At 55.6% G+C, this 24,609-nt stretch carries 20 protein-coding genes; 6 read left to right on the forward strand and 14 right to left on the reverse strand.

The annotated features are described in order from the left end of the window. Position 1: 1 nt before the first annotated feature. The 12 genes from OQ371_RS00825 to OQ371_RS00880 all read right to left on the reverse strand — a co-directional run bounded on the left by OQ371_RS00825 (position 2) and on the right by OQ371_RS00880 (position 15,326). Positions 2–559: a carboxymuconolactone decarboxylase family protein gene (locus OQ371_RS00825; protein WP_265991719.1), complete on the reverse strand. Its 558-nt coding sequence runs from the start codon at positions 557–559 to the stop codon at positions 2–4. A 107-nt stretch (positions 560–666) separates the two neighbouring features. After that, a complete protein-coding gene (locus tag OQ371_RS00830) occupies positions 667–1,257 on the reverse strand; it encodes a carboxymuconolactone decarboxylase family protein (RefSeq protein WP_265994363.1) in 591 nt (196 codons plus the stop codon). Beyond that, complete coding sequence (locus OQ371_RS00835) at positions 1,244–2,470, reverse strand: MFS transporter (protein WP_265991721.1); 1,227 nt, start codon at positions 2,468–2,470, stop codon at positions 1,244–1,246. The genes OQ371_RS00830 and OQ371_RS00835 overlap by 14 nt, the downstream gene beginning before the upstream one ends. A 1-nt stretch (position 2,471) precedes the next feature. Then, positions 2,472–5,270 carry a TonB-dependent receptor gene (locus OQ371_RS00840; protein ID WP_265991723.1) on the reverse strand — a complete coding sequence of 933 codons (2,799 nt, stop codon included), beginning with the start codon at positions 5,268–5,270 and terminating at the stop codon, positions 2,472–2,474. A 148-nt stretch (positions 5,271–5,418) separates the two neighbouring features. Further along, a complete protein-coding gene (locus OQ371_RS00845) occupies positions 5,419–5,979 on the reverse strand; it encodes a carboxymuconolactone decarboxylase family protein (protein WP_265991725.1) in 561 nt (186 codons plus the stop codon). A 56-nt stretch (positions 5,980–6,035) separates the two neighbouring features. Further along, positions 6,036–8,249: a TonB-dependent receptor family protein gene (locus OQ371_RS00850; RefSeq protein ID WP_265991726.1), complete on the reverse strand. Its 2,214-nt coding sequence runs from the start codon at positions 8,247–8,249 to the stop codon at positions 6,036–6,038. Positions 8,250–8,259: 10 nt separating this feature from the next. Beyond that, on the reverse strand, positions 8,260–9,807 hold the full coding sequence (locus OQ371_RS00855; RefSeq protein WP_265991728.1) for a vanadium-dependent haloperoxidase: 1,548 nt from the start codon (positions 9,805–9,807) through the stop codon (positions 8,260–8,262). A gap of 76 nt (positions 9,808–9,883) precedes the next feature. Further along, complete coding sequence (locus OQ371_RS00860; protein ID WP_265991730.1) at positions 9,884–10,774, reverse strand: hypothetical protein; 891 nt, start codon at positions 10,772–10,774, stop codon at positions 9,884–9,886. 62 nt (positions 10,775–10,836) lie between these two features. Continuing rightward, a complete protein-coding gene (locus OQ371_RS00865) occupies positions 10,837–11,958 on the reverse strand; it encodes a hypothetical protein (protein ID WP_265991731.1) in 1,122 nt (373 codons plus the stop codon). A 260-nt stretch (positions 11,959–12,218) separates the two neighbouring features. Beyond that, positions 12,219–12,770 carry a hypothetical protein gene (locus tag OQ371_RS00870; protein ID WP_265991733.1) on the reverse strand — a complete coding sequence of 184 codons (552 nt, stop codon included), beginning with the start codon at positions 12,768–12,770 and terminating at the stop codon, positions 12,219–12,221. Between the two features lie 84 nt (positions 12,771–12,854). Next, on the reverse strand, positions 12,855–13,649 hold the full coding sequence (locus OQ371_RS00875) for a hypothetical protein (protein ID WP_265991734.1): 795 nt from the start codon (positions 13,647–13,649) through the stop codon (positions 12,855–12,857). 213 nt (positions 13,650–13,862) lie between these two features. Beyond that, the gene (locus tag OQ371_RS00880; protein WP_265991735.1) at positions 13,863–15,326 is read right to left on the reverse strand and encodes a sodium:solute symporter; all 1,464 of its coding nucleotides are present in this window, start codon (positions 15,324–15,326) and stop codon (positions 13,863–13,865) included. A 135-nt stretch (positions 15,327–15,461) separates the two neighbouring features. Between OQ371_RS00880 and OQ371_RS00885 the strand changes: the two genes are divergently transcribed. Together OQ371_RS00885 and recR are read left to right on the forward strand one after the other, a co-directional pair. Beyond that, the gene (locus tag OQ371_RS00885) at positions 15,462–15,740 is read left to right on the forward strand and encodes an ATP-dependent Clp protease adaptor ClpS (RefSeq protein WP_111629701.1); all 279 of its coding nucleotides are present in this window, start codon (positions 15,462–15,464) and stop codon (positions 15,738–15,740) included. A gap of 86 nt (positions 15,741–15,826) precedes the next feature. Next, on the forward strand, positions 15,827–16,438 hold the full coding sequence (gene recR, locus OQ371_RS00890; protein ID WP_265991738.1) for a recombination mediator RecR: 612 nt from the start codon (positions 15,827–15,829) through the stop codon (positions 16,436–16,438). Positions 16,439–16,501: 63 nt separating this feature from the next. On the opposite strand, the gene OQ371_RS00895 is transcribed toward recR, so the two are convergent. Next, on the reverse strand, positions 16,502–17,467 hold the full coding sequence (locus tag OQ371_RS00895; RefSeq protein ID WP_265991740.1) for a c-type cytochrome: 966 nt from the start codon (positions 17,465–17,467) through the stop codon (positions 16,502–16,504). A 200-nt stretch (positions 17,468–17,667) separates the two neighbouring features. Here OQ371_RS00895 and OQ371_RS00900 point away from each other — a divergent pair, with 200 nt between their 5' ends. The 4 genes from OQ371_RS00900 to OQ371_RS00915 all read left to right on the forward strand — a co-directional run bounded on the left by OQ371_RS00900 (position 17,668) and on the right by OQ371_RS00915 (position 22,398). Then, the gene (locus OQ371_RS00900) at positions 17,668–18,378 is read left to right on the forward strand and encodes a superoxide dismutase (protein WP_265991741.1); all 711 of its coding nucleotides are present in this window, start codon (positions 17,668–17,670) and stop codon (positions 18,376–18,378) included. Positions 18,379–18,518: 140 nt separating this feature from the next. Beyond that, positions 18,519–19,475 (forward strand): isopenicillin N synthase family dioxygenase, encoded by a 957-nt coding sequence (locus OQ371_RS00905; RefSeq protein WP_265991742.1) that lies wholly within the window; start codon positions 18,519–18,521, stop codon positions 19,473–19,475. Between the two features lie 257 nt (positions 19,476–19,732). Next, positions 19,733–20,947 (forward strand): chromate efflux transporter, encoded by a 1,215-nt coding sequence (gene chrA / locus OQ371_RS00910; protein WP_265991743.1) that lies wholly within the window; start codon positions 19,733–19,735, stop codon positions 20,945–20,947. 59 nt (positions 20,948–21,006) lie between these two features. Next, a complete protein-coding gene (locus OQ371_RS00915) occupies positions 21,007–22,398 on the forward strand; it encodes a Gfo/Idh/MocA family protein (RefSeq protein ID WP_265991745.1) in 1,392 nt (463 codons plus the stop codon). 40 nt (positions 22,399–22,438) lie between these two features. On the opposite strand, the gene OQ371_RS00920 is transcribed toward OQ371_RS00915, so the two are convergent. Beyond that, a complete protein-coding gene (locus tag OQ371_RS00920; RefSeq protein ID WP_265991746.1) occupies positions 22,439–24,298 on the reverse strand; it encodes an ABC transporter ATP-binding protein in 1,860 nt (619 codons plus the stop codon). Between the last annotated feature and the right edge of the window lie 311 nt (positions 24,299–24,609).

Raw genomic sequence — 24,609 nt, forward strand, 5'->3', positions numbered from 1 at the left:
CTTATTTCGGCATATAATGATCATCGGCCGTATAGCCGTATTCGGCTATTTTAGTCGCCCGGAATTTATAGAGATCGGGATTTTCGGGAGCCCAGGTTGCCAGTCCGTCGACATACCGGTTAAACATGCAGAATGCAGCCGCAATCAATACCGTGTCGTGGATGTCCTTGTCGGTGGCGCCCTGCTCCCGGGCTTCCTGAACCTGCTCGGTAGTGACGTGTTTTCCGCCTTTCTGCACACTTCCGGCAATTGCCAGCAGGGCTTTCAGTTTGGGCGAAAGGGCCGTCAGACCGTAATTTTCCTTCACGGCGTTGATAAATTCACCGCTTTCATCGCCCCAATACTGGCTGGCTACTGCGCCGTGAATCGTCTGACAGAAAAAGCAGTCGTTCCGGGATGAAACGTAGGTGGCAATCAGTTCGCGCTCGGCCCGGCTCAGGCCATCGTCGGTCTGCAACAGCGCGTTGGCTAACTCATTGAGGGGTTTGGCGGTCTCGGGGCTGAACGCCATCGGTCCGCGAATACCGGGCAGTCCTTCGGGCAATTGAATGTGCGGCATATGAAATAGCGATTGAAAAATGTCTGATGCTTAAGCTTACATTCTGGATATATCCCTGACCGCCATGCGGTCAGGGAATATGAGCTAACCTATTATGAATCATTAACCTACTTCGAACTATCTACCGGCGCAGAAACGTGGGGCATGACGTAACCGATCGTGCCCATTCGTTCGCCCATCGCTTCATAGGCGGAAGGGTCCGGCGTTAACGTGGCTAAACCATCGACGTAGCGGTTGAACAAACAGAACGTGGCCGCAATCAACACCGTGTCGTGGATATCACGGTCGTTTGCCCCCTGCCGACGCGCTTCGGCCACCAGTTCGTCCGAAACCGTGCGGGCATCCTGCTGTACATGCCGAGCAATGGTCAGCAACGCTTTTAATTTGTCGGAAACGGGCGCGGTTTGATAATCCGCAATGACCTGATCGACCAACTTCTTGTCCGAACCAAACAGGAAACGGGCCGCAGCCGCGTGGCTCCCGGCGCAGAAGTTGCAGTTGTTCAACGACGAAACAAACGTTGCAATCAACTCGCGCTCGGCTTCGCTCAACGGCGATTCGTTGCGCAACAACGCCTGCGCCAGTGCGTATAGATGCTCGCCCGTATCGGGCCGGTACATAACCAGGCTGCGAATGCCGGGAACACCTTCGGGAACTTGTATATGTGCCATAAACTTGACCGTTTTAGTGGTTGTCAGTTGAACGCGGACCGCGCCAGATGGCTACGAAGCCAACGACAAACGTCCCGGAAAAAGCAAAAATGGCGGAGCCGTAACCGCCCAGCGCAGCTACCAGCGTACCGATGAAAAAGACCGCCGTAGCCGTCACAAGCCGACCGATGTTGAAGCAGAAACCGGTGGCCCGGCCCCGCAGGGACGTGGGAAACAAGTCGGGCAGATAAGCCGACATGGTTCCCTGGCTTATGCCGAACAGCAGGGCCAGCACCGCAATTTCGAGGTAGACAACCGGCGAGAATACTAGATTCGTTTTAAAGACGATGGCGGCCATGACGAAGCAGGCGGCAAAGACAAACAGCATGGTGCGCCGGTGTCCCACGGCCTTGACGATAAAACCGGACAGGATGCCGCCGACGACGCCCCCGCTGCCCATCAACACCATCGAAAGTCCCCGCTGCTTCTGCCCGTCGCCAACCACCAGGCTCTGCACCCAGGTTGGTACCCACGAAAAAATCGCCCACAGCCCCACCAGCATGGCCCCGAATGCCAGCGAACCCAGCCACAGCGACCGCCGGTAGTGGGGATCAAACAGACTGACCTCCGCCGTGGCCGGTTGTCGCTGAACGCGCTTCCAGCCGTCGGTCTCCTGCACGAATACGGCAATCCATACGCTCAGCGCCAGCGGAACACCGCCAATCCAGAACGCCTGCCGCCAGTTGGGCAGAAAATAATTGACCAGCCCCGACAGCATGATGCCAATCGGAAACGCCACGGCCAGAATGCCCAGCGCCACGGGCCGGTTGCGCTCCGGCCAGATTTCGGCCACGATCACGGTTGTCAGGACCAAAACGCCACCGATGCCAAACCCGGCCGCAAACCGCAGCACCACGACGGTCATCCAGTTGGGCGCAAAAGCCGTCAGCAGCGTACAGCCGCCGTACACCAGCACCGCCCCAACCAGCGAACGCACCCGGCCCAGCCGGTCGCCGAAGTAGCCGAAGCTCATGCCGCCCAGCATCCAGCCGTAGAGGAACGTAGCCCCAACATAGGCACTGACCCGGTTAAACTCAGTGGAATCGGCCCGACCCAGCAGGTCGCGGACTACCACCGGCAAGTAGGTAGACATCAAGGTCGAAACCGTTCCGCTAAAGATGTAAACCAGCATACAGAGCGCAAAAACCTGGCTGCGGTAGGCCGTGGTCGGCCGAGAGGTGGGGAGCTGCATGGTTTCCATCTCAGCGCATGTTTTGATCAAACGTCAACGAAACGTAGTACAAACCACCCACGGCCGGCGAACCATACGCCTGTACCACGTAGCGGTTGGTCAGGTTGCTGGCTCCCACTTTCAGGGCGGTTTTCAGGGCCGGTAGCCGGTAGGTTACCTGGGCGTCGAGCAGGTGATACGCCTGAATCCGGCCCGGGCGCAGGTCGTTGAACGACCCCACCCAGTCGAACGAATCCTGCCAGTGCCAGGCTACGTTGAAACCGAGGTTTCTGCCCAGATTGCGGTTGCCCACCGTCACATTGGTTTTGTAACGGGGTGTGTTGAACGCCGGAATGTTGTTTGGATTGGCCCCTTTCAGATCGAAAGCCGACCAGGTGCCGTTTCCGCCGATGGTGTAGCCGCCCGGCACAAAATAGGTCAGTCCGAGCGTCGCGCCCTGCGCCGTTACCCGGTCGGAAGCGTTGGTGTAAAGCTGAAAAACCTGGTATTTGCTGTTCAGAATGTCCTGCGCGGCCGCGGGATTGATCTGCCCGTCGCTGCCCAGCACCGGACTGTCGGGCCGGATGACTACCTGGTTCAGGATGAAATTCTGGTATTCGCCGAAATAGTAGTTGGCATCGACGGCCACGCGGTTGTTCAGCAAGCCGCGGTAACCGACCTCAAAACTCTGCACTTTCTCGGGCCTGATGTAGGCAACGTTCGATTTTTGCAGCTTGTCTTTATTCGCCATGACTGCCTGCTGGGGCGTTTTACCCGTCTGCACATCGGCCAGGAACCCGTTGACGAACCCGCCGACCGTCGGTGAGTTGATCGAGTTTTCGTAGACGTTCATGCCCGCGCTGTTGGAGGGTGCCCCGCCCAGAATGGTGATCGGACCGACGTTGAGTTTGATAAACTGATCGCTTGGTGTCGGATTTCGGAAGCCCGTCTGAAACGATGCCCGGAAGCTGTGCGCCGGCGTGGGCGAGAAAACCGCCGACGCACGGGGCGTAAAATACCCCGCAAAATTCTGGTTTTTGTCGTACCGCCCCGACACCGTCAGTTTCAGCTTGTCGGCGAAAAGTCGCTGGCTGGCCTGTAAAAATGCGCCGTATTCGTAGTACAAAATCCGCCCGCCCCTGTCGTCGAACAACGTTCCGTTGGTAAACAGGCTGTACTGCCGAAAATTGCCCCCCGCCAGCAGTTCGGTTTTGGACAAACCGGCTTTTTCCAACGCGGACGAGAAATTGTATTGTGCATCGGTATGGTGCATTTTCGTCTGGCTCAGGATTCCGGCCCCGGCCAGCCCCTGAATGCCTTCCAGTCGGGTTTTCTCCCGTTCAAACTCCGGCGAACCGGGCAAATACCGTCCCTGATCGGCAAAACCGCGGGCGGCTGCGTGGTTGGAAGCCGTTACCCCCGGCGCCTTGCCCTGATAAGCCGTGGTGTAGCGCGTAAACCACATTTCGTCCGCCTGATTGGCCGGAACGACGTTGCCGTTCAGATCGCGCACCCACGTCCGGTTGATCTGCTGGCCCAGCGAACGGGTGTTGTAGGAGTCGTGGGAGTCTTCCTGATTGGTGTACCAGCGGACAAAAAAGTTGGCGCCCCGCAGTTCAACCCGGTGTTGAATCAGCGAAAAACCGTTGACCGAAAACCGGTTGCTGCCCGTGTAATTGGCGATGCCTTTGGCGCAATTGTACGAATAAATCGCTTCGAGGTTGGGGGTGATCCGGTAGTGCAGGGCGCCGTTCAGTTTCAGGCTGTAGACGTTGTAATCGGTCAGAGACCGTTCTTCGTAGCCGGTGCGGGCCACCTTGCCAATGCCGGTAATGGTTCGGTTTACCTCATCGCCATACACGTTCAACCCGTTGTAAGCCGGATTGCTGCGACCTTTCAGCTCGTTGGGCGTGGTGGCATCGACGTCGGTGTAATCCGTTGCAAACCAGTCCAGTCCGTGCAGGTACGACGCGTTTAGCTTGAAAGCCAGTTTGTTGTTAAACACTTTAGCGTACCGCAACGCATAATCGTGGTAGAGAGCCGCGCCGGTGTTGGGGTCGTTGAGGTGATTGACTCCGACTTTGGCCTGGGCGCTAAGGCCCTGGTACTGAAACGGATCCTTCGAATGCATCAGCAGCGCGCCGTTGAAAGCTGCCGGTCCGTACAGCGCCGAAGCCGCTCCCGGTACCAGTTCGACGCTTTCCACGTCCAGATCCGACAGACCAAACATGTTGCCGACCGAGAAGCCAAAACCGGCCGGTTGGTTGTCGATTCCGTCGATGAGCTGCAAAAACCGGCTGTTGCCCGTGCTGGCAAACCCGCGCGTATTGATTTGCTTGTAGGTCAGCCCGCTGGTGACCATATCGACGCCCTTGAGGTTGTTGATTCCTTCGTAAAACGTGGCGGATGGCGTTTCGCGAATGGCCCGGATGTCCATTTTTTCAATACTCACGGGGGCCTGCAGAATGTTTTCCTCCACCCGCGAAGCCGCCACCACTACGTCCTGTAACACCTGCGTGCTGGCTTTCAGGGAGACCGGAATGGGTTGATCGGCGCTGGCGACCGGAATTTGCTGTTTTTCATACCCCACCATCGAAACGACCAGTGTCCACGGCCCCCGGCGGTTGGTCAGAAGCGAGAATTGACCGGTTGCGTCCGTTACGGTACCGCTGAGTTGATCCCGGATGACAACACTGGCTCCGACCAGCGGGGTTCTGGTTTCGGCATCGGTCAGCGTGCCCGAAAGGCGCACCTGCTGGGCGTAAACGGCCCCGTTCACAAGAAAGAGCAGTAAGAATGTACAGAGATGGTAGAGTTGCTTGGATTGCATGTTGGGTGGTGCTTTGTAGATACGGTGCTTTTCTAACTTTCCTTTCAAGACGTGAGTGGCAGGGATAAAAACCAGGATACCCCTACGATTTTCGGGCGGACAGGGCGTACTTCTGTCAAAGACTGGCCGTCCAATTTTCAAAAAAACACTAGGTTGTTGGTGGTACCGGGAAGCCGTTTTCCGGGCGTCGATAGCCCTTGACGATGCGTTCGCCCAGCCGCTGGTAATACGCCGGATCAGTTGGCGTGACGGTAGCCATGCCGTCGACGTACTTGTTGTACAGACAGAACAGGGCCGTTATCAATACCGTATCGTGAATTTCCCGGTCGGTGGCGCCGGCCTGTTTGGCCCGTTCAACAGCTTCGGGCGTGACATCTTTTCCGCTGTTCTGCGCCCGGGCCGCAATCGCCAGCAGGGCTTTCATTTTCTCGCTCACCGGCGCAGCTTCGTAATCCTGCTTCACCAGCCACGCGGTTTCGTTTTCGCCCAGCAACAAGTCGGCGGCTTTGGTGTGGGCGGCCGTACAGAAGCGGGTCTGGTTGCGCGACGACACCAGCGCAGCAATCAGTTCGCGCTCGCCCGGCGTCAGGGTCGATTCCCCGCGCAGCAGAATCTGGGTTAATTCCCGAATCGGCCCGGCCGTATCCAGGCGGTATTCGAGCAGGCCCGTGATGCCCGGCAAATGGTCAGGAAGGGGTATGTGTGGCATAGTCGAAACTTCTAAAAATGGTTCAGGAATGTGGCCGGATGGTGGCTGGCCACGGTTTACAGTTTGATTCCAAGGGTCAGTACCCCCGTCCGGCCGTCGGACGGCCAGATGCCCGGCCCCGGATAGAAGGTCGGGCGTTTGGTGAAATAGGACTTGTCCAGCAGGTTATTCACGCTGCCTCGCAGGTTAAACCGGCGGCTCATGCGCCAGGTTGCGTTCAAATCCCAGATGCCGTAGGCCGGAACCGGACCTTTTGAGCCATTCGGCAGGGCGACCGCAGTATTCAGGGCGTCGGAGAAGGTTTTGCTGACGTAGCTGAACTGCGCGGTCAGGCTCAGTGTCCGGTAGCGGGCCGTCAACCCGTTGCGGCTGGTCCAGCGCGGAGCCGATTCCACCTGGTTGCCGTTGATGGTTTTGTTGTCCGTTCCGGTCGAGACGCGGGCGTTCGTATACCGGGCGTCCACGTAGGCCGTTGAGGTAAAACCGGTCAACAAAAACGCGTTCGTCTTCACAAACTGCGCTTCCACCAACGCTTCTACCCCTTTCGTTTTGCTGTCCCCGACGTTGGTACGAAACACGTAATTCTGTCCGTCCGGGTTGGTTAATACCAGACTTCCCAGCCGGTTGTGGTACGGCAGGTAAAAAGCACTGACGTTTACGTGAAGCCCCTGCCAATAGCCGTCCATGCCAATTTCGGCGTTGTATCCGGTTGCATCCTTCAGGTTTTTATCCACTTGTTCATAGACCGATGTCGGAATGATGTCCTTGAAAATCACCGGCCGATACGCCTGCGACCAGCCGCCGTAGAATTTCACTTCCGGACTCAGGCGGTACTGCGCGTTGATGCCAAGCAGCGCAAACCGGTGGTCGATGTTGTTGGGCAAATTCAGCGGATCGTAGTAGCTGATGGTTCCGCGCACCCGGGTCTGCCCGTTCTCCACCCGAACACCGGGCGAAACCGTCAGCTTCGGCGTCAGGTGAAACTGACTCTCGGCAAAGAAAGCGACGTTGTTGGTGTACATGTGCAAATCGCGGCCGAACGGTGCCACCAGCGACAGATCAAAGTCGGAACCGGTTGTTCCCCGCCCCAACTGCCGCCGGTTCAGGTCGTTGTTCATCACCTGAACGCCGACTACGCCCGTGGCCGTCACGCTTCCGATGGCGTACGTGTGCAGCACGCGCAGTTCAGAGGTATAACTGTTGAAACGGTCGATGTCGACCTGGCGGTTGCGGAGCTGCCCGGTTGCCCGAATCAGCGTATCCGGCACATTTGCCAGCGCATCAAACATCACACTGTTGCGCGCGCCCAGAACCGCCGATGCCAGTCCCATCAGGCGCGTCCGGTCGGTGATCTGCCAATCGAGCCGCAGCGACGGCACCCAGATGTCGGGATTGAAATAATTCCGGTTGCGGGTAGCCTGCCGCGGATTTTGAGCAAACATTTCTTCCGTGAGTGGTCCCGGAATCCGGTAAACATACTCCGACCGGCCCAGTTCGGCGCTCAGCCGCAACCGATTCGAAGCCTGGTACTGCAAGCTGACAAACTGCGCCTGCGAGTTCGACATCGCGTTCTGACGGTAACCGTCGGAGTGCCGCCGGTAGTAGTACCCGTAATACGTCAGCTTGCCAACCCGTCCGCCGATGGCGTTGTAGGTACTCCGTAAGCCGTAGGACCCCACCGAATTGACTGTTTCGAAGCCAAACCGACGGGTGGTATCCGCGGTTTTGGTGACGTAATTGAGCATTCCGCCGAACTGCGCACCGTATTGCAAAGAAGCCGTTCCGCGCACCAGCTCAACCCGTTCGATGCTTTCCATCGGGGCCGAATAGTGGCTGGCCGGGTAGCCATACATATCCGAATTGGTTAGGATTCCATTCTGGCGGATGTTGTATTCCCACGACCGGTGCGGGTCCAGGCCGCGCGTGGCCACGTTCATCTGGTTGCCGGTGCCGTCCATATCGTAGACAAACAGACCCGGCAGCCGGGCAAACACCTGCCGGGCGTTTTTCTCGGCGATGTTGGCGTCAATCTCCCCCAGCCGGACCACTTCACTCCGCTTACCGCCCAGCAGAAACGTGCCCTGCACGTCGGGCAACGACTGGATATACCCCTGGCGCACACCTGTCACGTTCACCTCCTCCAGCGTACGGCTGCGCAGGGTGTCGGCAGTCGGCTTCTGGGCTTTTGATTGAGCCAGCCCGGTAAGTGCTCCGGTCAGGATCAACGCACTACACGCCATTGCACTGTATTTGTATTTCGAATATGGCATAATTACCGATTTACAAAGCCGCGCCGTCGGCTTTCGCCCGGGCAATGGCATAGTTTCCTACTTTCTCACCCGCTTTCAGCCCTTCTTCGCAATCGAAACGGTAATGAATCAGGCCATAAATCCGCGATACGGATGCCTCCTCCGCCTGCTTCTGGAAAGTTGTCGCCTGATCCGGGAATAGGTGAGCCAGCACCGTTGCAGCTGCCCCCGAGAAGGTCGAGTGGCCGGACGTGTACGAGGGGAAGTTGGGCAAACCGACCGACGTTTTCACCCCGAACTGCTGCGGCCGTGGGTAGTAGTAGTAATATTTCGTATCCCAGCAAACGATGGCGGCATCCATTTCGGCCGTTCCCAGCAGGGCCAGCGTACGAGCCATCCGGACTTCGCTGTGCTTGGCTTCGTGGCTTACGTTGGCCGCCGTGCGGTGCCAGTGACCGGGCGGGGTGTAGCTTCCGGCTCCATCGGACCAGTAGTTGGCGATCCGGGCCTGCTCGCGGGTCTGGTTTTTCTGGATCTTTCTCAGCTCGTCTATATCTCTCTTAAACTCTTCGCTGTCCAGCGCCGGGGGCGGTACGGCCCGCAGCGCCACGACAGTGGCCTGATCGAAATTCCAGGGCAGAACGGCTCCGTAATTGGGCAGCATCGGCGGGCGGGCCGGCAATTCCTGGCTCACCCAGGCTTCCCGCAGGCCCCGTTCTCTGGCTTTTGTAATCATTCCGGCCGTCAGCGCTTGGTTGTTGGCCGCCGACATACCGTCGGTTTTGGCGCGCCCCATTACTTTGGCCGCAACGGCATTTCCGAGGGCCGCCCCAGCCGTCAGATCACTCTCTACATTCATCCCGGCCCACACGCGGCTATCCCGGTGCTGCTTCATTTTCGCTTCCAGAAATGGCACTTCACCCGGGAACATGGCCTTCAGAATGGTAAGCGAAGCGGCTGCTACCACGGCATCTTCAGAAGGGTAAGTCGGAATCTCCGAAACCGGTAAAGCGGCTTTGATCGTCGCGTCGGTTTTGGACGGTGCGGGCCGTTTAAACTGGTATTTGAAATTCCAGGCGGCTACCAGCGCGTCGTACTGGGCTACGCTCAGGTACGCCAGCGCCCGGGAGGCATAGGGCGGATTGGCAAACGGAAACTTCGGATCGGCCAGCGGATTCGCCGGGTCGGGCACCGGGTATTTACCTTCAGCGTTGTAAGCCGGGGGGATGTTGTAGCGGGCCGAGAGTTCGCGGGCAATCTCGTTCCAGCGGTACACGGCTCCGGCTCCCCAGTATTCCACCGCTTCGCGCTGTTCTTTGGTCAAACTGGCCGACTGTTGTTTCAGACTAGCCAGTTCGGCGATGTATTCCGGCGAAGAAACGGCTTTGGGTTCGGCCACCGCAATTTCGGAGGATGAAGAAAGCAGGTACGTTTTCCAGGTCCCGGCCTTTTCATCGGTTGAAATGGGGGTGTAACTATCCCGCTGGGGTTCATCGATCGTTTTATCACACGCGCCCAGCAGGGCCACCAGGCTCAGTCCCAGACCGATTTTTTTTATTTGTTTAATCGAGGTTTTCATCGTTTGATACTATTTCATAAATCCTTTGAGCGGCCCAGCTCGCTTCCGGCCCGCCCGGATTGTGTTTTACCAATTTTTACAACTTGAACAGATACAGCACGCCCACGGAATAGCTTGTGCTTTGGCCGACGTTCCGGCCGTCGGTCACGTAACCTACCCGGGCGTTAACCCCGATCTTGTTCGGCTGGAATTTGCCGTACCAACCCACCGTTGTTGCCTGCATGTTGTTGGTCGGGAACGGCATATCGTGCCGACGGATGTAGTCGCCGTGGGTGCAGGAGCTGCGTTCGGCCCAGAGTTCAGTCTGCCACTTTTTCCGCAAAATCCCCAGCCGGACTCCCATGTCGTAGGCATTCGGAACGCTGACCTGGTTGGTGTTGTACACGCGGTCGTCGGCCTGGTAGGCATCCCGGTCCACTTTGATGTTGCTGCGCCACATGTACGTACCGTGGGCGGTGGCGTACAGACCAGTTTCTGGATGTTTGTAGCTGGCAATCAGCCGCCCGGAAACCGTCCGGCACTGCAATCCGATCGACATTGGCAGAAAATCCGGCACGTAATTGCCGACGGGGAGCGATGCGCCCGCTACGGCGTGGAGCGAAAAGCCGTGCGTGTTCAGCACCCGGTATTTCAGCCAGCCGGAAAGGTCCTGAAATCCCTTCTGACCCAGCAGGTTGCCGGCGCTGGTTTCGGTCCAGACGTATGGCAGGCTCAGAATGACGTTCAGGCGGTTGGTGATCCCGATGGCGGGCATCACCATAACATTCTGGGTGGTATGCGTTCCAAGGTTGGAGTTGGAGCGTTTGAGCGAGTTTTCCCAGTACTCATTCCAGGTGCTTTTCCCGTACATGGTGGCCACACAAACGGCTCCTTTGCCCATGTAAATGGCATCGTGCGGCATTTGGGCAACCGCCTTGCCGGCCATGAGTAAGGCACTGATCAGTAAACAATTGGTAAATTTTTTCATTTTTCAAAAGTGAATTAATAGGTAGTTGTGGTGGATACGGCCGGAAAGGTTAGCAATGCGCTCTAAAACCAGCGGCTTAGCGAGATTGATACGGAATAATCGGCAAAGGCGGCATCGCCGTGGCGCAGTCCCTGCGGATCAAGTTTGTCGTAATAGCTTTTAATCCGGTTGCGGTAAAGGGCCACCGGCACGGTTACGGCTGCGGAAAACTTGCCTTTCATGTAGTTTAATCCGGGCTCTACCGAAACGATATAACCGGGCCGCCGGTAGCCGCTGCTGCCGCCAAAAACGTCCGACGACGGAATGCCCTCAACCCGACCTCCCAGCATCACGGCCAGCCCCGGAACAAACGGCAAAGCCTGGCTCAGGCCCAGCCGGGCGGCAAATTGGTCGGCCACCGAGAAGTAGCCGATGACGGGGTCAACCGTTGTGGCTTCGGGCGTCCGGAGCACCCGGTTGGTTTCGCGGGGGTTGAACAGGTAATAACCGCTGACGTAAGCCGCCAGGCCGCCCGTAATCTGCGCGTATCCCTGCCCTTCCACGCTGAAGCCGACCCCGCCGTCGCCCAATTGAATAGACTGGTCGACCGGTTTATTGATTACGTAATCGCGCTTCTCTTTGTCCAGCTTATGGAAGTCGCCGGTGACGCCCGGATTGCCGGTGGGCAGTTTCACCCCCAGGCCCAGCGCAAAATTTGCTTTGGGCATTTTCACCGGGTCAAGCAGCCAGTAATTTCCCGAAATCCGCAAATCGCCGATGCCCTGCGAATAGGTGTGAAAGCGCTTCTGTTCGGGATTGACCGAGACGGCATTGCCGTAGTGTTCGTAGAGCGAAGAACGGTCGTTATACTGAAGGGGCAGATTGACCGAAAACGATAACCGGGGAGTCGCCAGGTACGTAATGCCCAGGTCGAGCGCGTGCGCCAGGTTGATTACTTCGGTGTTTTGCTCCAGGCGTTCTTTCTGCTCAACATCGCCTTTAAAATGCCGGAACGACCGGAAATACCGGTACCCCGCGTTGATTTGCCAGTGGCCGGTCCGCTGTTTAAAAAAATCTGCCGACGAGACCGTACCCGGGGTTGCCGAGCTCATGTGCCGAACGGCGACACACCCCTGGGCCGAAGCCCGGCAATTCAAGAGGGACAGGCATAGGAATGCCCCTACAAAACCGTATAGTTTTTTCATGGAAGTCTAGAAATGTTGTCCTAAAAATGATCATAGGCCCAATGCCCGGTATGACGGGGATAGCCCTACCGGCAATTCGAGAAAATCGCTTATGAACAGGAATTGAATGAAAGTACCAAACCGGCACCACCGTCAGACGCGTGCGCTGATGGCGTGGCAAACCCGATTGGTGGCTGTTGCAGGCGAGAGAACGGAATACGGGCAACCAACCTAATGGCTTAGCGCCACCACAGGCCGTTTGCAGTTCTCGCGCAATTCATTCAGGACAAAACCTCAGGGGGCGGGGAAAAAACCGGCAGACTCCGGGTTGACAGACAGGAAATAAACGAAGGAATGCGCACGGCTTTCTCGGTCCAGTCGTAGAGAAAGAACCAGGTTCGGGCGCGGCTGATGGGAGAATATTCTTTCAGCAGTAATTTAAGCAGGTTGCTGGCTTTCTTGGCCGATTCGGACGTACCGGTCGCGAATTGCTCCTTGACAAACGAAAGCAGATCCCGCTGGAAAAACGATTTGGTTTGGTTGACGTAGCCGGTAATGTGCAGCGTATCGCCGGACACGTCCAGGTTGACGATTTCGTAGTAGCTCCCCCGGTATTTGAATCCTTCCTGCTTTTGTTGGGTCAGAATGGCTTCATTGGGGTGTTTTTGGAGGGGAATCTGAAACTCAACGATGTGGTCAACTGACGAATAAACGGTCAATCGTTCCGACAATTCGTGCTCCTCCTGCCACTGCACACTGAGCAGCACCAGTAGCTGCCCCATCATGTGATAGAGCAGGATGACGAACAAACTGAAGGAGACAAACCGTTTCACAAACCTTTTGTTTGGAAAATTTTATTCAAATATACAGTTTCCTTGGAAATTTTCTACTAAATGTAAAAATTTTGCGCTAACCAGCTAGGGAGTTGCCAACTGAACGGTTAGTGCAAACCGGGTTGGTGAAACGGTCGGTCCGCTGAATCCCCGACCTCCACCGTACATCCCGCGCCGACCGTACATGCCACCGCCGTACATCCCGCCCATGCCACTCATGCTTCCGGCATCAGAAGCCGTTTGTTTAGGTTTTTCCGGCACCCCGGTTTCAAAAGCAATCGCCAGCGGAGTATCCGACCCCGGTTTTCCGTCGATCAGGGCCAGCGGAATGGCCAGTTGATACACCAGCCGACCGGCTTTTTCTTCAATTTTCCCCGTGATGCCGGAGGGGTCGCCCGTGGCCGATACCAGCATTTCGTCTTCAGCTACCAGGTGGATCAGTTTCATTTCAATTTTCCGGCTGATCAACTGTTTCATCATCGTGCCGCGATCCGTGGGACCAGTCTGGGCGGCCATCGACAGGGGCTTTCCGGTAGCGGGGTCCATTTCTTCGGGCAACGGAAACTGAATCCCGCGCCGGGATTTTTTCTTGCTCTTCTGATCGAGCCAGATGGTGCTTCCAAACAACAGGGATTTAAACTGATCCGAGTCGTTGCTCAATTGAATGGTCAGAAACAGTTTGTCGGCGTTGTTGGTAGCCAGAGCGTGAATTTTGGCGTTTTCCAGATAAACTTCACCCGGCGAGTTGCTACCAACGGTCGGCTGGTCGGCAAAGGTTGTGGCCGTCGTCCAGGTGCTTTTGACCGGTACGTTTTTCTGACCGAAGGCCACGGTTACGGCCAACAAGAAAGTTATACTTAGTATGATGATCTGTTTCATGGTCATAATCTGCTTTCATTGACGTACTCCTCACAAACCGCCGGCACGATCTTTCCTGCTTACAGGCTCTGGGTTAAAATCCTTTGGGACCGTCCGTAGCGCTAAAACATCCGGTGTTCTCCGTGCGGCTCTTTCCCGATTCAGTTCTAATTACAAAGCTTATTATTTTATTGTCAGGATCAAATTGCATTGGCGATTGTTTCCGATCCGGCCCTATACCGCTACCGGCTCGTTAACGGGTTTCCTGCGCGACACAGCCCACAAACCGAGGAAGGTAAACACGCCATTGAGCACCAGGCGCTCAAAACCAAATTTATACCCGTCAAACCACTCCGCAGAGTGGTTGTTGACGAACAACGTCAGAAAAGGGGAAGCGAGACAGATCAGTGGTACCCAACCGTCGCGAACGGGGCGGTTGGTAAACAGCCCGAACGCATACAGACCCAGCAGTGGCCCGTAGGTATAACCCGCCAGATCGAAAACCGCCGTCACGACGTCCTGGCTGTTCAGCCGGTTGAAGATAATGATCACCACGAAAAACAGGATTGAAAACCCGATGTGAACCCAGTGCTTGATGCGGGCCCGCTCGGTTTCCGGCCGGTTTTCCACGTTCATAAAGTCGATGCAGAACGAAGTTGTCAATGCCGTCAGGGCAGAGTCGGAACTGGCGTAGGTGGCCGCCGTGATGCCCAGCAAGAACGTGATGCCGACTACCATCCCGAAGTGATTGAGCGCCAGCATCGGGTACAGATCATCGGTTTTGGCGGGCGTCGCAATGCCCTTGCTATTGGCGTAAATGTAGAGCAACGCCCCCAGCGACAAAAACAGAAAAACCACAATGGAGAACGTTACCGTAAACCAGAGCATGTTTTTCTGAGCTTCTCCGATGTTCTTGCAGGTCAGGTTTTTCTGCATCAGATCCTGATCCAGACCCGTCATCACAATGGCGATAAACACGCCGGAGATAAACTGTTTGAAGAAGTTTTTAGGGTCGTTGGCATCCCAGAAAAAGATTTGGGAGTAGTCGCTTTGGGAAATTGTGGAAACCATCTCGCCGAAGCCCAGCCCCAGCTCCCGCGAGATCAGTATGATTGTCAGCACGACGGCGGTGACCAGAAAAGTAGTCTGGAGCGTGTCGGTCACGATGATGGTTTTAACGCCCCCTTTGAAGGTGTACAGCCAGATCAGCAAAATCGTGATGGCAACCGATACTTCAAACGGGATGTCGAAACTGTTGAAAATGGCAATTTGCAGCACCCCGGCCGCAATGTAGAGCCGGATGGCCGAGCCCACCGTCCGGGCCAGCAGAAAAAAACCCGCTCCGGTTTTATACGACCAGAATCCAAACCGTTTTTCGAGGTAGCCGTAAATGGAAATCAGGTTCATCCGGTAGTAGAGCGGCATCAGAACCGTCGCAATGACGTAGTAGCCGACGATGTTGCCGAGTATCACCTGGAAATAAGAAAACGCCTTTGCGCCGACGGCGCCCGGCACCGAAATAAACGTCACCCCTGACAGGGAGGTACCGATCATCGCAAACGCTACCAAGTACCAGGGAGTCTGCCGGTTAGCCGTGAAAAATGTGTTTGTATCGGCCCCTCTGGCGGTGTACCACGACACCAGAATGAGCATGGCAAAGTAGGCGATTAATATGGTTAACGCGATGTTGGGATTCATACCGTCGGCGGCAACTTTTTAGGTAAACGATGGGTTATTATTCTGGCGGTTTATGTTATTCCACAGCTTTAAAAAAACGTGGTAAAAGCGGCCAAAATTTCGTAAATTTGCTAATCAAACAAGAAATTTCGTGTAATGCAACCGTTCGAAGAAAACGATGTCGAGGTATTGGAAGAAGTCATTGACACCGATCTGTTTAATCTGGTGGTTTTCAACGACGATGTAAATACCTTCGATCACGTCATTGATACGCTTATTGACGTGTGTGACCATACCCCCGAGCAGGCCGAACAATGCACGATCATTATCCACTATAAGGGAAAATGCCGGGTTAAAAACGGGTCCTGGGAAGAGCTTGTTCCCAAGCGCAACGAAATCTGCCGCCGTGGCATTTCCGCGGAAGTTTTGAAATAAAACCAACAAAATGATGAATTATGGCGGGACCGTCCGCGCGGTCAATGCGTCAGCTCATTCATAATTCATAACTCATCGTTATCTGAATGGAGTTTCCTTCCAAATTGATAGAAGACGCCGTTAACGAAGTATCCAAACTGCCGGGTATCGGTAAAAAAACCGCACTCCGGCTGGTGCTGCATTTGTTGAAGCGGGATGAAGAACAAACCCAGAGCCTGGCCGAATCGCTGGTGGCCATGCGGTCGAAGGTAAAACACTGCCGCAAGTGCCATAACCTGTCGGACAACGACCTGTGCAGCATCTGCGCCAGCCACAAACGCGACCGTTCGCTCATTTGTGTCGTCGAGGACACGCGTGACGTGCTCGCTATTGAGAATACGGCGCAATACAAAGGCATGTACCACGTGCTGGGCGGCATCATTTCGCCCGTGGAAGGCGTCGGCCCCAGCGACCTGCACATCGAGTCGCTGGTTGATCGGCTCCGCGATCCGGACGGGGATGCAATCAAGGAAGTTATTCTGGCCCTGAGCCCAACGATGGAGGGCGATACAACGGCTTTTTACCTTCAGAAAAAGCTTAAAACGTTTCCCGTTAAGATTTCGACCATCGCCCGGGGCGTCCCGATTGGCGGTGATCTCGAATACGCCGACGAGGTAACGCTGGGCCGGAGTATCCTCAGCCGGATTTCCTACGAGTAAACGAACCCAAACCCACCGATTGAACCTGCGCAGGGCGACCTGCACGGCCCAGTCGATGGGTTTTTATCTTTTATTGCTCACAAACACCTCCACTCGGTTGCGCACCGGTCTGACGGTTTTCAGGTACTCATAAATTGCCCCCAGATCCTGCTCCGACATTCCGGCGTACATCGACCACGGCATGACGGTATTATACCCATTGCGGACTTCCGGCGCGTTAAAGGTCGCCGGATCGAAGGTTTTGAAGCGACGGATAAAAGCCTCTTTCGTCCAGGCGCCAATGCCGGTTTCGACATCCGGTGTAATGTTGGCCGACCGCAGGGTGCCGCCCGCCATCGTGATTTCCGTTCCTCCGGCAAACGCAGCTTTTTTGACCAGCCCGCCCATCGCCCGTTTCGTGTGGCAATCGGCGCAGCCGGCCATCGTAACCAGATACCGGCCGTATTCAGCGCCGTTTTCCGCCTTCGGCACCGGCTGAAAACGGGCTTTGTGCGGCATCATCTTCATCGCCAGTTTCAGCGGTCCTGTTGGTTTGGATTCGGGAACAGCATTTTCCACCGGTTCGAGCGTGCGCAGGTATGCCAAAATCGCCAGGGCATCGTTCTCGTCCATCTTTCCGTAGTTCGCGTAGGGCATCAGCGGAAACAGCGATTTGCCGTTTCTGGAAACACCCGCTGTAATCGCCAGCAGCAGTTCGGTGTCGCTCCAGCTTTTGAGGGCAAACGGGGTGATGTTTTTGGCGTAATACGTACCGGGCAAACCGTAGTTTTTACCGAACTCCGCGCCCCCACCGCCGACCGTTCCGGCTATTACCGGTCCGGCCAGCCGGTTATAATCGCGTTTAGAATGGCAATCCATGCAGACGGCAACGTGATTGGCCAGGTAGCGGCCCCTTTCCAGGTGGGCCGTTGAAGTTGGAAGGGAAACCGTGCGAATTCGGCCCGTCGCGGGCGAATAAGCTTTCGGATGCACGCAGCAGCTAAAGGCCACCGAGAGGACTGCCATCAGCAGGAACGAAAAACGATTCATTTCAGGAGTTGTTTACTGTCGGGCAAAAATAGAGAACTCCGTTTGTTTGGCAGTCATCGAAATCCCCCTCTTGAGCGAACGGAAATTGGCATCGGCTCTAATTGTTACGAAAAAGTCGCTTTCTTTGCGCCTGACGAAAACATTGCCGTTTTCGGCGTGTTCTTCAACAAACCAAGTATCTCACCTCAAACCATTTGGATATGAATCGCAGTGAGTTCTTAAAGCTGGCTTTTGGCAGTGTCCTAACCCTGAAAGCGTTGCAATCATCCGCTTTCGGCGGACTAACCCAGGCTGAAGGCCCTTTTAAACTTCCCCCCTTGCCGTTTGACGCGGGTGCGCTCGAACCGCACATCGACAAGCAAACAATGGAAATTCACCACGGTAAGCACCACAAGGCCTACGTCGATAATCTGAACAAAGCCGTTGCCGGTACGGCCATGGCATCGCTGTCGATTGACGAACTGGTGAAGAAAATTGACAGTGGTACCCCGGCAGCCGTCCGCAACAACGGCGGTGGTCACTGGAATCATACCTTTTTCTGGAATATTCTGGGTGCCAGCGGTGGCAAACAGCCATCGGGCAACCTGTCGGACGCCATCAATAAAAAATTTGGTTCTTTCGACAAGTTCAAGGAAGAATTCGGCAAGGCGGCTGCGGGCCGGTTTGGCTCCGGCTGGGCGTGGCTGGTCGTCAACGGAAAAGATATCGAAATTACTTCTACTCCCAACCAGGACAACCCGCTGATGGCGCTGGCCGAGAAAAAAGGCACGCCAATTTTGGGTCTGGACGTGTGGGAGCATGCTTATTACCTGAAATACCAGAACCGTCGGCCCGACTACGTAACGGCCTTCTGGAACGTTGTTAACTGGAATAAGGTCAACGAGTTATACAATGCCGCCGTGAAAGCCTAATCAGGTTGGTATCGGGCTTTCAGGTTTACCGGTTTGGGGTTTCGCGGGGAAAGGGTCCTTGCGGTAAGCCTGACTACCGGTAAACCTGAAAGCCTTTTTTTTGTAAATTTGCGGTCAGTTACACGAACGACATCAACATCATGAGCGATATTTTATACGACCAGATTCCGTCGCTGGACCTGGCCGATTTTAAATCTGACGATCCGGACCGGAAAGCAAAGTTTGTCCAGGATCTGGGGGCCGCTTTCAACAACATCGGCTTTGTCGCCATCAAAAACCACGGTTTAACCGATGAGCTGACGACCAATTTATACGACTCGGTAAAGGCGTTTTTCTCGGCCGATACATCAACTAAACAGCAATACGAATTTCCCGAGCTCCACGGCCAGCGGGGCTACGTCGGCAAAAACAAGGAAACCGCCAAGGGCTTTAAAGTTGCCGATTTAAAGGAATTTTATCACATCGGCCAGCCAGACCCCATCAACGGAATGCCGGACAACGTCTTTCCCGACGAATTTCCGGATTTTAAAGAAAACACGCTGGCTACGTACCGCACGCTGGAACAGGCGGGTCGGATGCTCCTGCGGGCCATTGCGCTGTACCTGGAACTGCCCGAGGATTACTTTGAAGACAAGGTCGACCACGGCGACAGCATCCTGCGGGCAATTCACTACTTCCCGCTGGACCCCAATCTGGTGCCGGACGGTGCCGTTCGCGCAGCTGCCCACGGCGACATCAACCTGATAACGCTCCTGATGGGCGCCAGCGCCGAGGGGCTGGAAGTGCTGCGTCGCGACGGGCAGTGGATTGCCATCACGGCCCTGCCCGACCAGATTATTGTGAACGTCGGTGACATGCTCGACCGGCTGACCAACCACAAACTGAAATCGACGATTCACCGGGTGGTCAATCCGCCCCGCGAAAAAATGAACAGTCCCCGGTATTCAATTCCGTTCTTCATGCACCCCCGGGGCGATATGGACCTGACCTGCCTCGAAACCTGCATAACGACCGAGCACCCCAAGATTTACGAAGACATGACCGCCGGTGCGTTCCTGGACGAACGGCTGCGGGAACTTGGGCTGAAAAAGAATTAATCGTTGGCATCAATAATTCGATTAAACGGTTCTATCTTGTCGCATTGCGATCCGATGTTTGCAGTTTCCGCTCAACGTCATCGTAGTGCGACATTTTTACTTTAAGGATCAGGCAATCAGTTCGATAGATGGTGCCTGCAAAAAGAGCCCCTTTCACTCAACGATAAGAACCGCAAATTGCCCTTTGAGTTAACGGAATGGCCGTCGTTCTGTCAGGACCGGCCGTTTAGCAAACCGTTCACCAAGAAAATCCGTGTATGGCTTCTTACCTTTCTACCCTCTCCCCCCCCATCGCCCCGGTAAGGCGCATACGCTACTTTATTTTTCTGAAAGATGTTTTGATTCTGGCCTGCACCACGTTTGGCGGTCCGCAGGTTCACCTGGCCATGATGCTCGACCGGCTGGTTACCAAACGGCGCTACCTGACCGAAGAAGAACTGATGGAACTGAACGCGCTCTGTCAGATTTTGCCCGGTCCCACCTCTACGCAAACCATTACGGCGCTGGGCTTTAAAATTGGCGGCCCCAACCTGGCTTACCTGACGCTGCTGGTCTGGATGCTGCCGGGCGTTTTGCTCATGACCGCCGTTGCGATTGGAATGTATTACGTTCAGCAGCGCTCGATTTCGCTGGCTTTTACCCGTTTCATCCAGCCAATGGCCGTCGGCTTTCTGATTGTGGCCGGTTACCGTATTGCCCGAAAAGTAATTCATAACCAGATGGGCCTGGTTCTGGCCATTATATCCGCCTTAACGGCTTACGCTTTCCCGTCGCCCTACATTACGCCCGTCGTGATTGTGGCGGGGGGGCTGACCACGGCTTTTTCGTACGAGAAGCAGATCATGATGGAAAAGACGCCCATCCGGATTCAATGGGCCAACTTTTTTCTGTGGCTGGGGGTGCTGATCGGTGCGGCTATTCTGGGGGCGGTTACGCAGTCGCTGCCCATCCGGATTTTCGAGAACTTTTACCGCAACGGCAGTCTGGTGTTCGGGGGGGGGCAGGTGCTGACGCCCATGCTCTACAACGAGTTCGTCGAATTCAAACACTACCTCACCCGGCAGGAATTTCTGTCTGGTTTGGCCATTGTGCAGGCAACGCCCGGCCCCACGTTTTCGTTTGCTTCCTACATTGGTGCTTTGTCCCTCCGCAGCGACGGCTGGAGCGGCCAGTTACTCGGCGGTTTAATGGCCGCTGCGGGCATCTTTCTGCCCGGCACGTTTTTCATCTTCTTTGTTTACCGCTTCTGGAATCAATTGAAACGGTACCGCGCCGTGCGGGCGTCGCTGGAGGGCATCAACGCAACCAGCACCGGCCTGACCATTGCCGCGGCTTTTTCACTTTTCCAGCCCATGTCGGACCAATGGCCGTCGGTTCTGGTGGTGGTCGCGACTATTCTCCTCCTGGAATACTCCAAGATCCCGCCCTACATACTCATCATTTGCGGACTCTTCATGGGTTTTCTGCTCTAGAGCAAACAATGCCTTTCAACGGTCGGTTGCATCCGTAGCGCATTATCAACTCTACGTTTATGAAGCAACTGGATCAGTTTATTGAGTGGGTACAAGGCCGTGTCCCCGAAGAAGTCTCGCGTCAACAATTTTTACAGTGGGCCGGACGGGGCATTACCGCCGGGGTTGTTGGCAGTTTAGCCGCTGCCTGCCGCACCGGGCGATCACCGGGTGGTTCCCAATCGACGGTCTACACGTCATCCGATGGTACGCGCGTACCGTCCTCTCCCTGGCAAACCCCGCCCGCCAAAGTTCCCGGCAGCCCGGAGGAACCCATTCAACTGGAAGAATGGAAAGCCAAAACCGAGAAAGAAACCGACACACCGGCACCGTTACCCAACGATCAGCGCGTGGGATACGCCATTGTGGGTCTGGGTCATTTGTCGCTGGATGAACTTCTACCGGCGTTTGCTGAAAGCAAAAAATCAAAGGTGGTGGCGCTGGTCAGCGGAAGTTCGGAAAAAATGCGAAAAGTGGCGCAACAGTACGGGATTAAGCCAGAAAGTTGTTACAGCTACCAGGATTACGACAAGTTAAAGGATAATAAAGAAGTACAGGCCGTTTACATTGTTCTGCCCAACTCCATGCACGCGGAGTACACCATTCGGGGGGCGCAGGCCGGCAAACACATTCTTTGCGAAAAACCGATGGCCAATTCGGTGCAGGAATGCCAGGCCATGATCGATGCCTGCAAGAAAGCCGACCGGAAACTAATGGTGGCCTACCGGATTCAGTACGAACCAAACAACCGCATGATCCGGCAAATGGTGCAGGATCGGAAGTACGGTACGGTAAAATTTATCGAAGCCGTCAACAATCAGAACTCGGCTAACCCGCAGCACTGGCGGCACATCAAGGCGCTGGCGGGCGGTGGTGCGCTGCCCGACATTGGTCTGTACTGCCTGAACACGATCCGTTACCTGCTGGGAGAAGAACCCACTGAGGTATTTGGCTACCAGTACAGTACTCCCGGCGACCCGCGGTTCCGGGAGGTGGAAGAACTCATGTCGTGGCAGATGAAATTTCCGAGTGGCGTCTATGCCAACTGCGCCACCCACTACGGTGTTCACGAAGCCCGGCGGTACCGGGTTTACGGCGAGCGGGGCTGGATGGAGTTGTCCCCGGCTTTCCCGTACAAGGGCATCCAAATGCAGACCTCTTACGCCGAAGGTAAAATTGAGCATACCGAACAGCCCAAATTGACGGAGAAAAACCAGTTCGCCACCGAAATGGATCATTTCTCGGAATGTATCATGCAGAATAAACAACCGTTCACCCCCGGCGAAGAAGGCTTGCAGGATCAGCGAATTATGGAAGCCATTTACCAGTCGGCGCGGGAAGGCAAGCCGGTGAAACTGCCGGAAATCAAGACAAAAGATACCTTCCGGGGGCCCATGCCGAAGGAAGCTTGACGAAAAACCCTGATAGAGCCAGAAGCTATCAGGGTTTTTCTTATTGATACCCCCGCGCCTGCAACTGAAACAGTTCGGCATACCGTCCGTCCTTTTCCAGCAATTCGCTGTGGCTGCCGATTTCCAGTAATTGACCGCCTTCCAGCACCAGAATCCGGTCGGCCATGCGAACCGTTGAGAAACGGTGGGAAATGATAACGGCGGTTTTGCCTTCGGTTAGCCGGGCAAACCGCTGGAAAACCTCATACTCGGCGCGGGCATCCAGCGCTGCGGTCGGTTCGTCAAGAATCAGCACCTGCGCGTCGCGCATATAGGCCCGGCCCAGGGCCACTTTCTGCCACTCTCCGCCCGACAGTTCCACGCCTTTGCCGAAGCTACGACCCAGCTGCTGTTCGTACCCGCCCGGCAATTTGGCGATGACGGTATCGGCCAGACTCCGCTGGGCGGAAGTTTCGATGCGGGGCTGGTTGGTCCGCTCGTCGATGTCACCCACGGCGATGTTGACGCCCGCCGACATCTTGAAGCGAACGTAGTCCTGAAAAATAACGCTGACGTTCCGGCGCAGGTCGAGCAGATCATAGTCGCGCAGGTCCCGGCCATCGAGCAGAATCCGGCCTTCCACCGGATCGTAAAGCCGGGCCAGCAGTTTGACCAATGTGGTTTTTCCGGCACCGTTCTCGCCCACCAGCGCCAGTTTCTCTCCCGGTTTGAGAATAAAACTCAGGTTGCGCAACGCCCAGCGTTCGGAGTTGGTGTATTTGAAACCCACGTTTTCAAACACAAACCCCTGTTGAATTTCTTTGGGAAACGGCAGCGGTTGGGTGGTCGAGTGAATCAGCGGCTTAATTTCAAAGAAGTCAAACAAATCCTGCAAATAAACCGCTTCCTGGGTCAAACTACTGAATTGCAGCAGAATGCCTTCCATCGACGAACGCAGTTGCCGGAACGATCCCGCCAAAAAGGTCAGGTCACCGATGGAGATGGTCCCGTTTACCGCCCGCGCCACAATCCAGACGTAAGCACCGTAGTAACCGGCCGTACCAATCACCGTCAGGATGGTTCCCCAACCTGCCCGGCGAATGGCCAGTGCCCGGTTTTTCAGGTAGTATTCCCACGATAAACTGCGGAAGCGTTCGATCAGGAAGTTCGACAGGCCAAAAATCTTGACCTCTTTGGCGGTTTCGTCGCTGGCCCCCACAAACCGCAGGTAGTCGAGTTCGCGCCGTTCGGGAGTCCAGCTCCGCGACAGGGAGTAACTTTTCTGGTTGAAATAGTTGTCACCGACGAACGCCGGAATAACGGCCAGCAGCAGCAAAACCAACAACCACGGATTGTACACGGCCAGACCAGCCGCCAGAAAACCGATGGAGATCAGTTCCTGCACCTGCCCGAAAACACCCGACAGCAAAAATGACCGGCCCGTTGTCTGGCGCCGGGCGCGTTCGAGTTTGTCGTAAAACGTCGCGTCCTCAAATTGTTCCAGGTCCAGGGTGGCCGCGTGTTCCATGAGCCGAACGGACGTTTGGTTGGTTACCAAGTCGCCCAGCAGCCCGTCGATCAAACTGGTCAGTCGTCCGAGGGCCGTCGCCAAAACAGCCAGGGCAAATTCAGCCGCTACCAGCGTCCAGATCCAGGATGTATCCGCGTCGGTTTGGCCCGCCAACCGGATCACCTCGTCAATGATCAGCTTACCAATGTACAGCGTCAGAGCTGGTAAGGACGCCCGTACCAGCCGAACGGCAGCATTGCCTAAAAACAAAGAGGGAGATGCCTGCCAGATCATCCTGAAAAAACCGGGCAGGTTTCGGAGAGCCGCAAAACGGTCTTTCCACGAAAGTTCTGATTTTTCCTGCCCGTTGGTTATGCGACCGGGAAAGTCAGGTACTGGAGTTTTTGCCATACTTTACATACACATGCCGTGCAGTTTTGGTTCTGCCTCCGCCCCGTCGATCTTCCGGTAGTATTCTGAGGGTGATGCTGTTGAAGAAACAACGCGGGATGAAGCCTGATTTAAACTTTTGCATACGGTCGTGTTGAGATTGCGCGCCCACTCCCTCTAAAATCTAGTTGCTATTCAATTCAGAAAAAGACATCTTTGCCCGGTCATGCTTCGAGGATGAAGGCCGTCACCTTGGCACGATGGATTACCTGCCGCGGCCGATGAACCGGAGGGCCAGCAAGGTCATTGACCGCGGGATTGTGCAGAAACCT

The organism is Larkinella insperata, from assembly GCF_026248825.1.
GTDB lineage: Bacteria > Bacteroidota > Bacteroidia > Cytophagales > Spirosomataceae > Larkinella > Larkinella insperata.

Bases quoted from the DNA above. Each gene is read 5' to 3' on its own strand.
- OQ371_RS00880 (WP_265991735.1), bottom strand. From the start codon at position 15,326: ATGAATCCCAACATCGCGTTAACCATATTAATCGCCTACTTTGCCATG.
- OQ371_RS00850 (WP_265991726.1), bottom strand. From the start codon at position 8,249: ATGCCATATTCGAAATACAAATACAGTGCAATGGCGTGTAGTGCGTTG.
- OQ371_RS00920 (WP_265991746.1), bottom strand. From the start codon at position 24,298: ATGGCAAAAACTCCAGTACCTGACTTTCCCGGTCGCATAACCAACGGG.
- recR (WP_265991738.1), top strand. From the start codon at position 15,827: ATGGAGTTTCCTTCCAAATTGATAGAAGACGCCGTTAACGAAGTATCC.
- OQ371_RS00885 (WP_111629701.1), top strand. From the start codon at position 15,462: ATGCAACCGTTCGAAGAAAACGATGTCGAGGTATTGGAAGAAGTCATT.
- OQ371_RS00915 (WP_265991745.1), top strand. From the start codon at position 21,007: ATGAAGCAACTGGATCAGTTTATTGAGTGGGTACAAGGCCGTGTCCCC.
- OQ371_RS00875 (WP_265991734.1), bottom strand. From the start codon at position 13,649: ATGAAACAGATCATCATACTAAGTATAACTTTCTTGTTGGCCGTAACC.
- OQ371_RS00905 (WP_265991742.1), top strand. From the start codon at position 18,519: ATGAGCGATATTTTATACGACCAGATTCCGTCGCTGGACCTGGCCGAT.
- OQ371_RS00825 (WP_265991719.1), bottom strand. From the start codon at position 559: ATGCCGCACATTCAATTGCCCGAAGGACTGCCCGGTATTCGCGGACCG.
- OQ371_RS00855 (WP_265991728.1), bottom strand. From the start codon at position 9,807: ATGAAAACCTCGATTAAACAAATAAAAAAAATCGGTCTGGGACTGAGC.
- OQ371_RS00865 (WP_265991731.1), bottom strand. From the start codon at position 11,958: ATGAAAAAACTATACGGTTTTGTAGGGGCATTCCTATGCCTGTCCCTC.
- chrA (WP_265991743.1), top strand. From the start codon at position 19,733: ATGGCTTCTTACCTTTCTACCCTCTCCCCCCCCATCGCCCCGGTAAGG.
- OQ371_RS00860 (WP_265991730.1), bottom strand. From the start codon at position 10,774: ATGAAAAAATTTACCAATTGTTTACTGATCAGTGCCTTACTCATGGCC.
- OQ371_RS00835 (WP_265991721.1), bottom strand. From the start codon at position 2,470: ATGGAAACCATGCAGCTCCCCACCTCTCGGCCGACCACGGCCTACCGC.
- OQ371_RS00845 (WP_265991725.1), bottom strand. From the start codon at position 5,979: ATGCCACACATACCCCTTCCTGACCATTTGCCGGGCATCACGGGCCTG.
- OQ371_RS00900 (WP_265991741.1), top strand. From the start codon at position 17,668: ATGAATCGCAGTGAGTTCTTAAAGCTGGCTTTTGGCAGTGTCCTAACC.
- OQ371_RS00840 (WP_265991723.1), bottom strand. From the start codon at position 5,270: ATGCAATCCAAGCAACTCTACCATCTCTGTACATTCTTACTGCTCTTT.
- OQ371_RS00895 (WP_265991740.1), bottom strand. From the start codon at position 17,467: ATGAATCGTTTTTCGTTCCTGCTGATGGCAGTCCTCTCGGTGGCCTTT.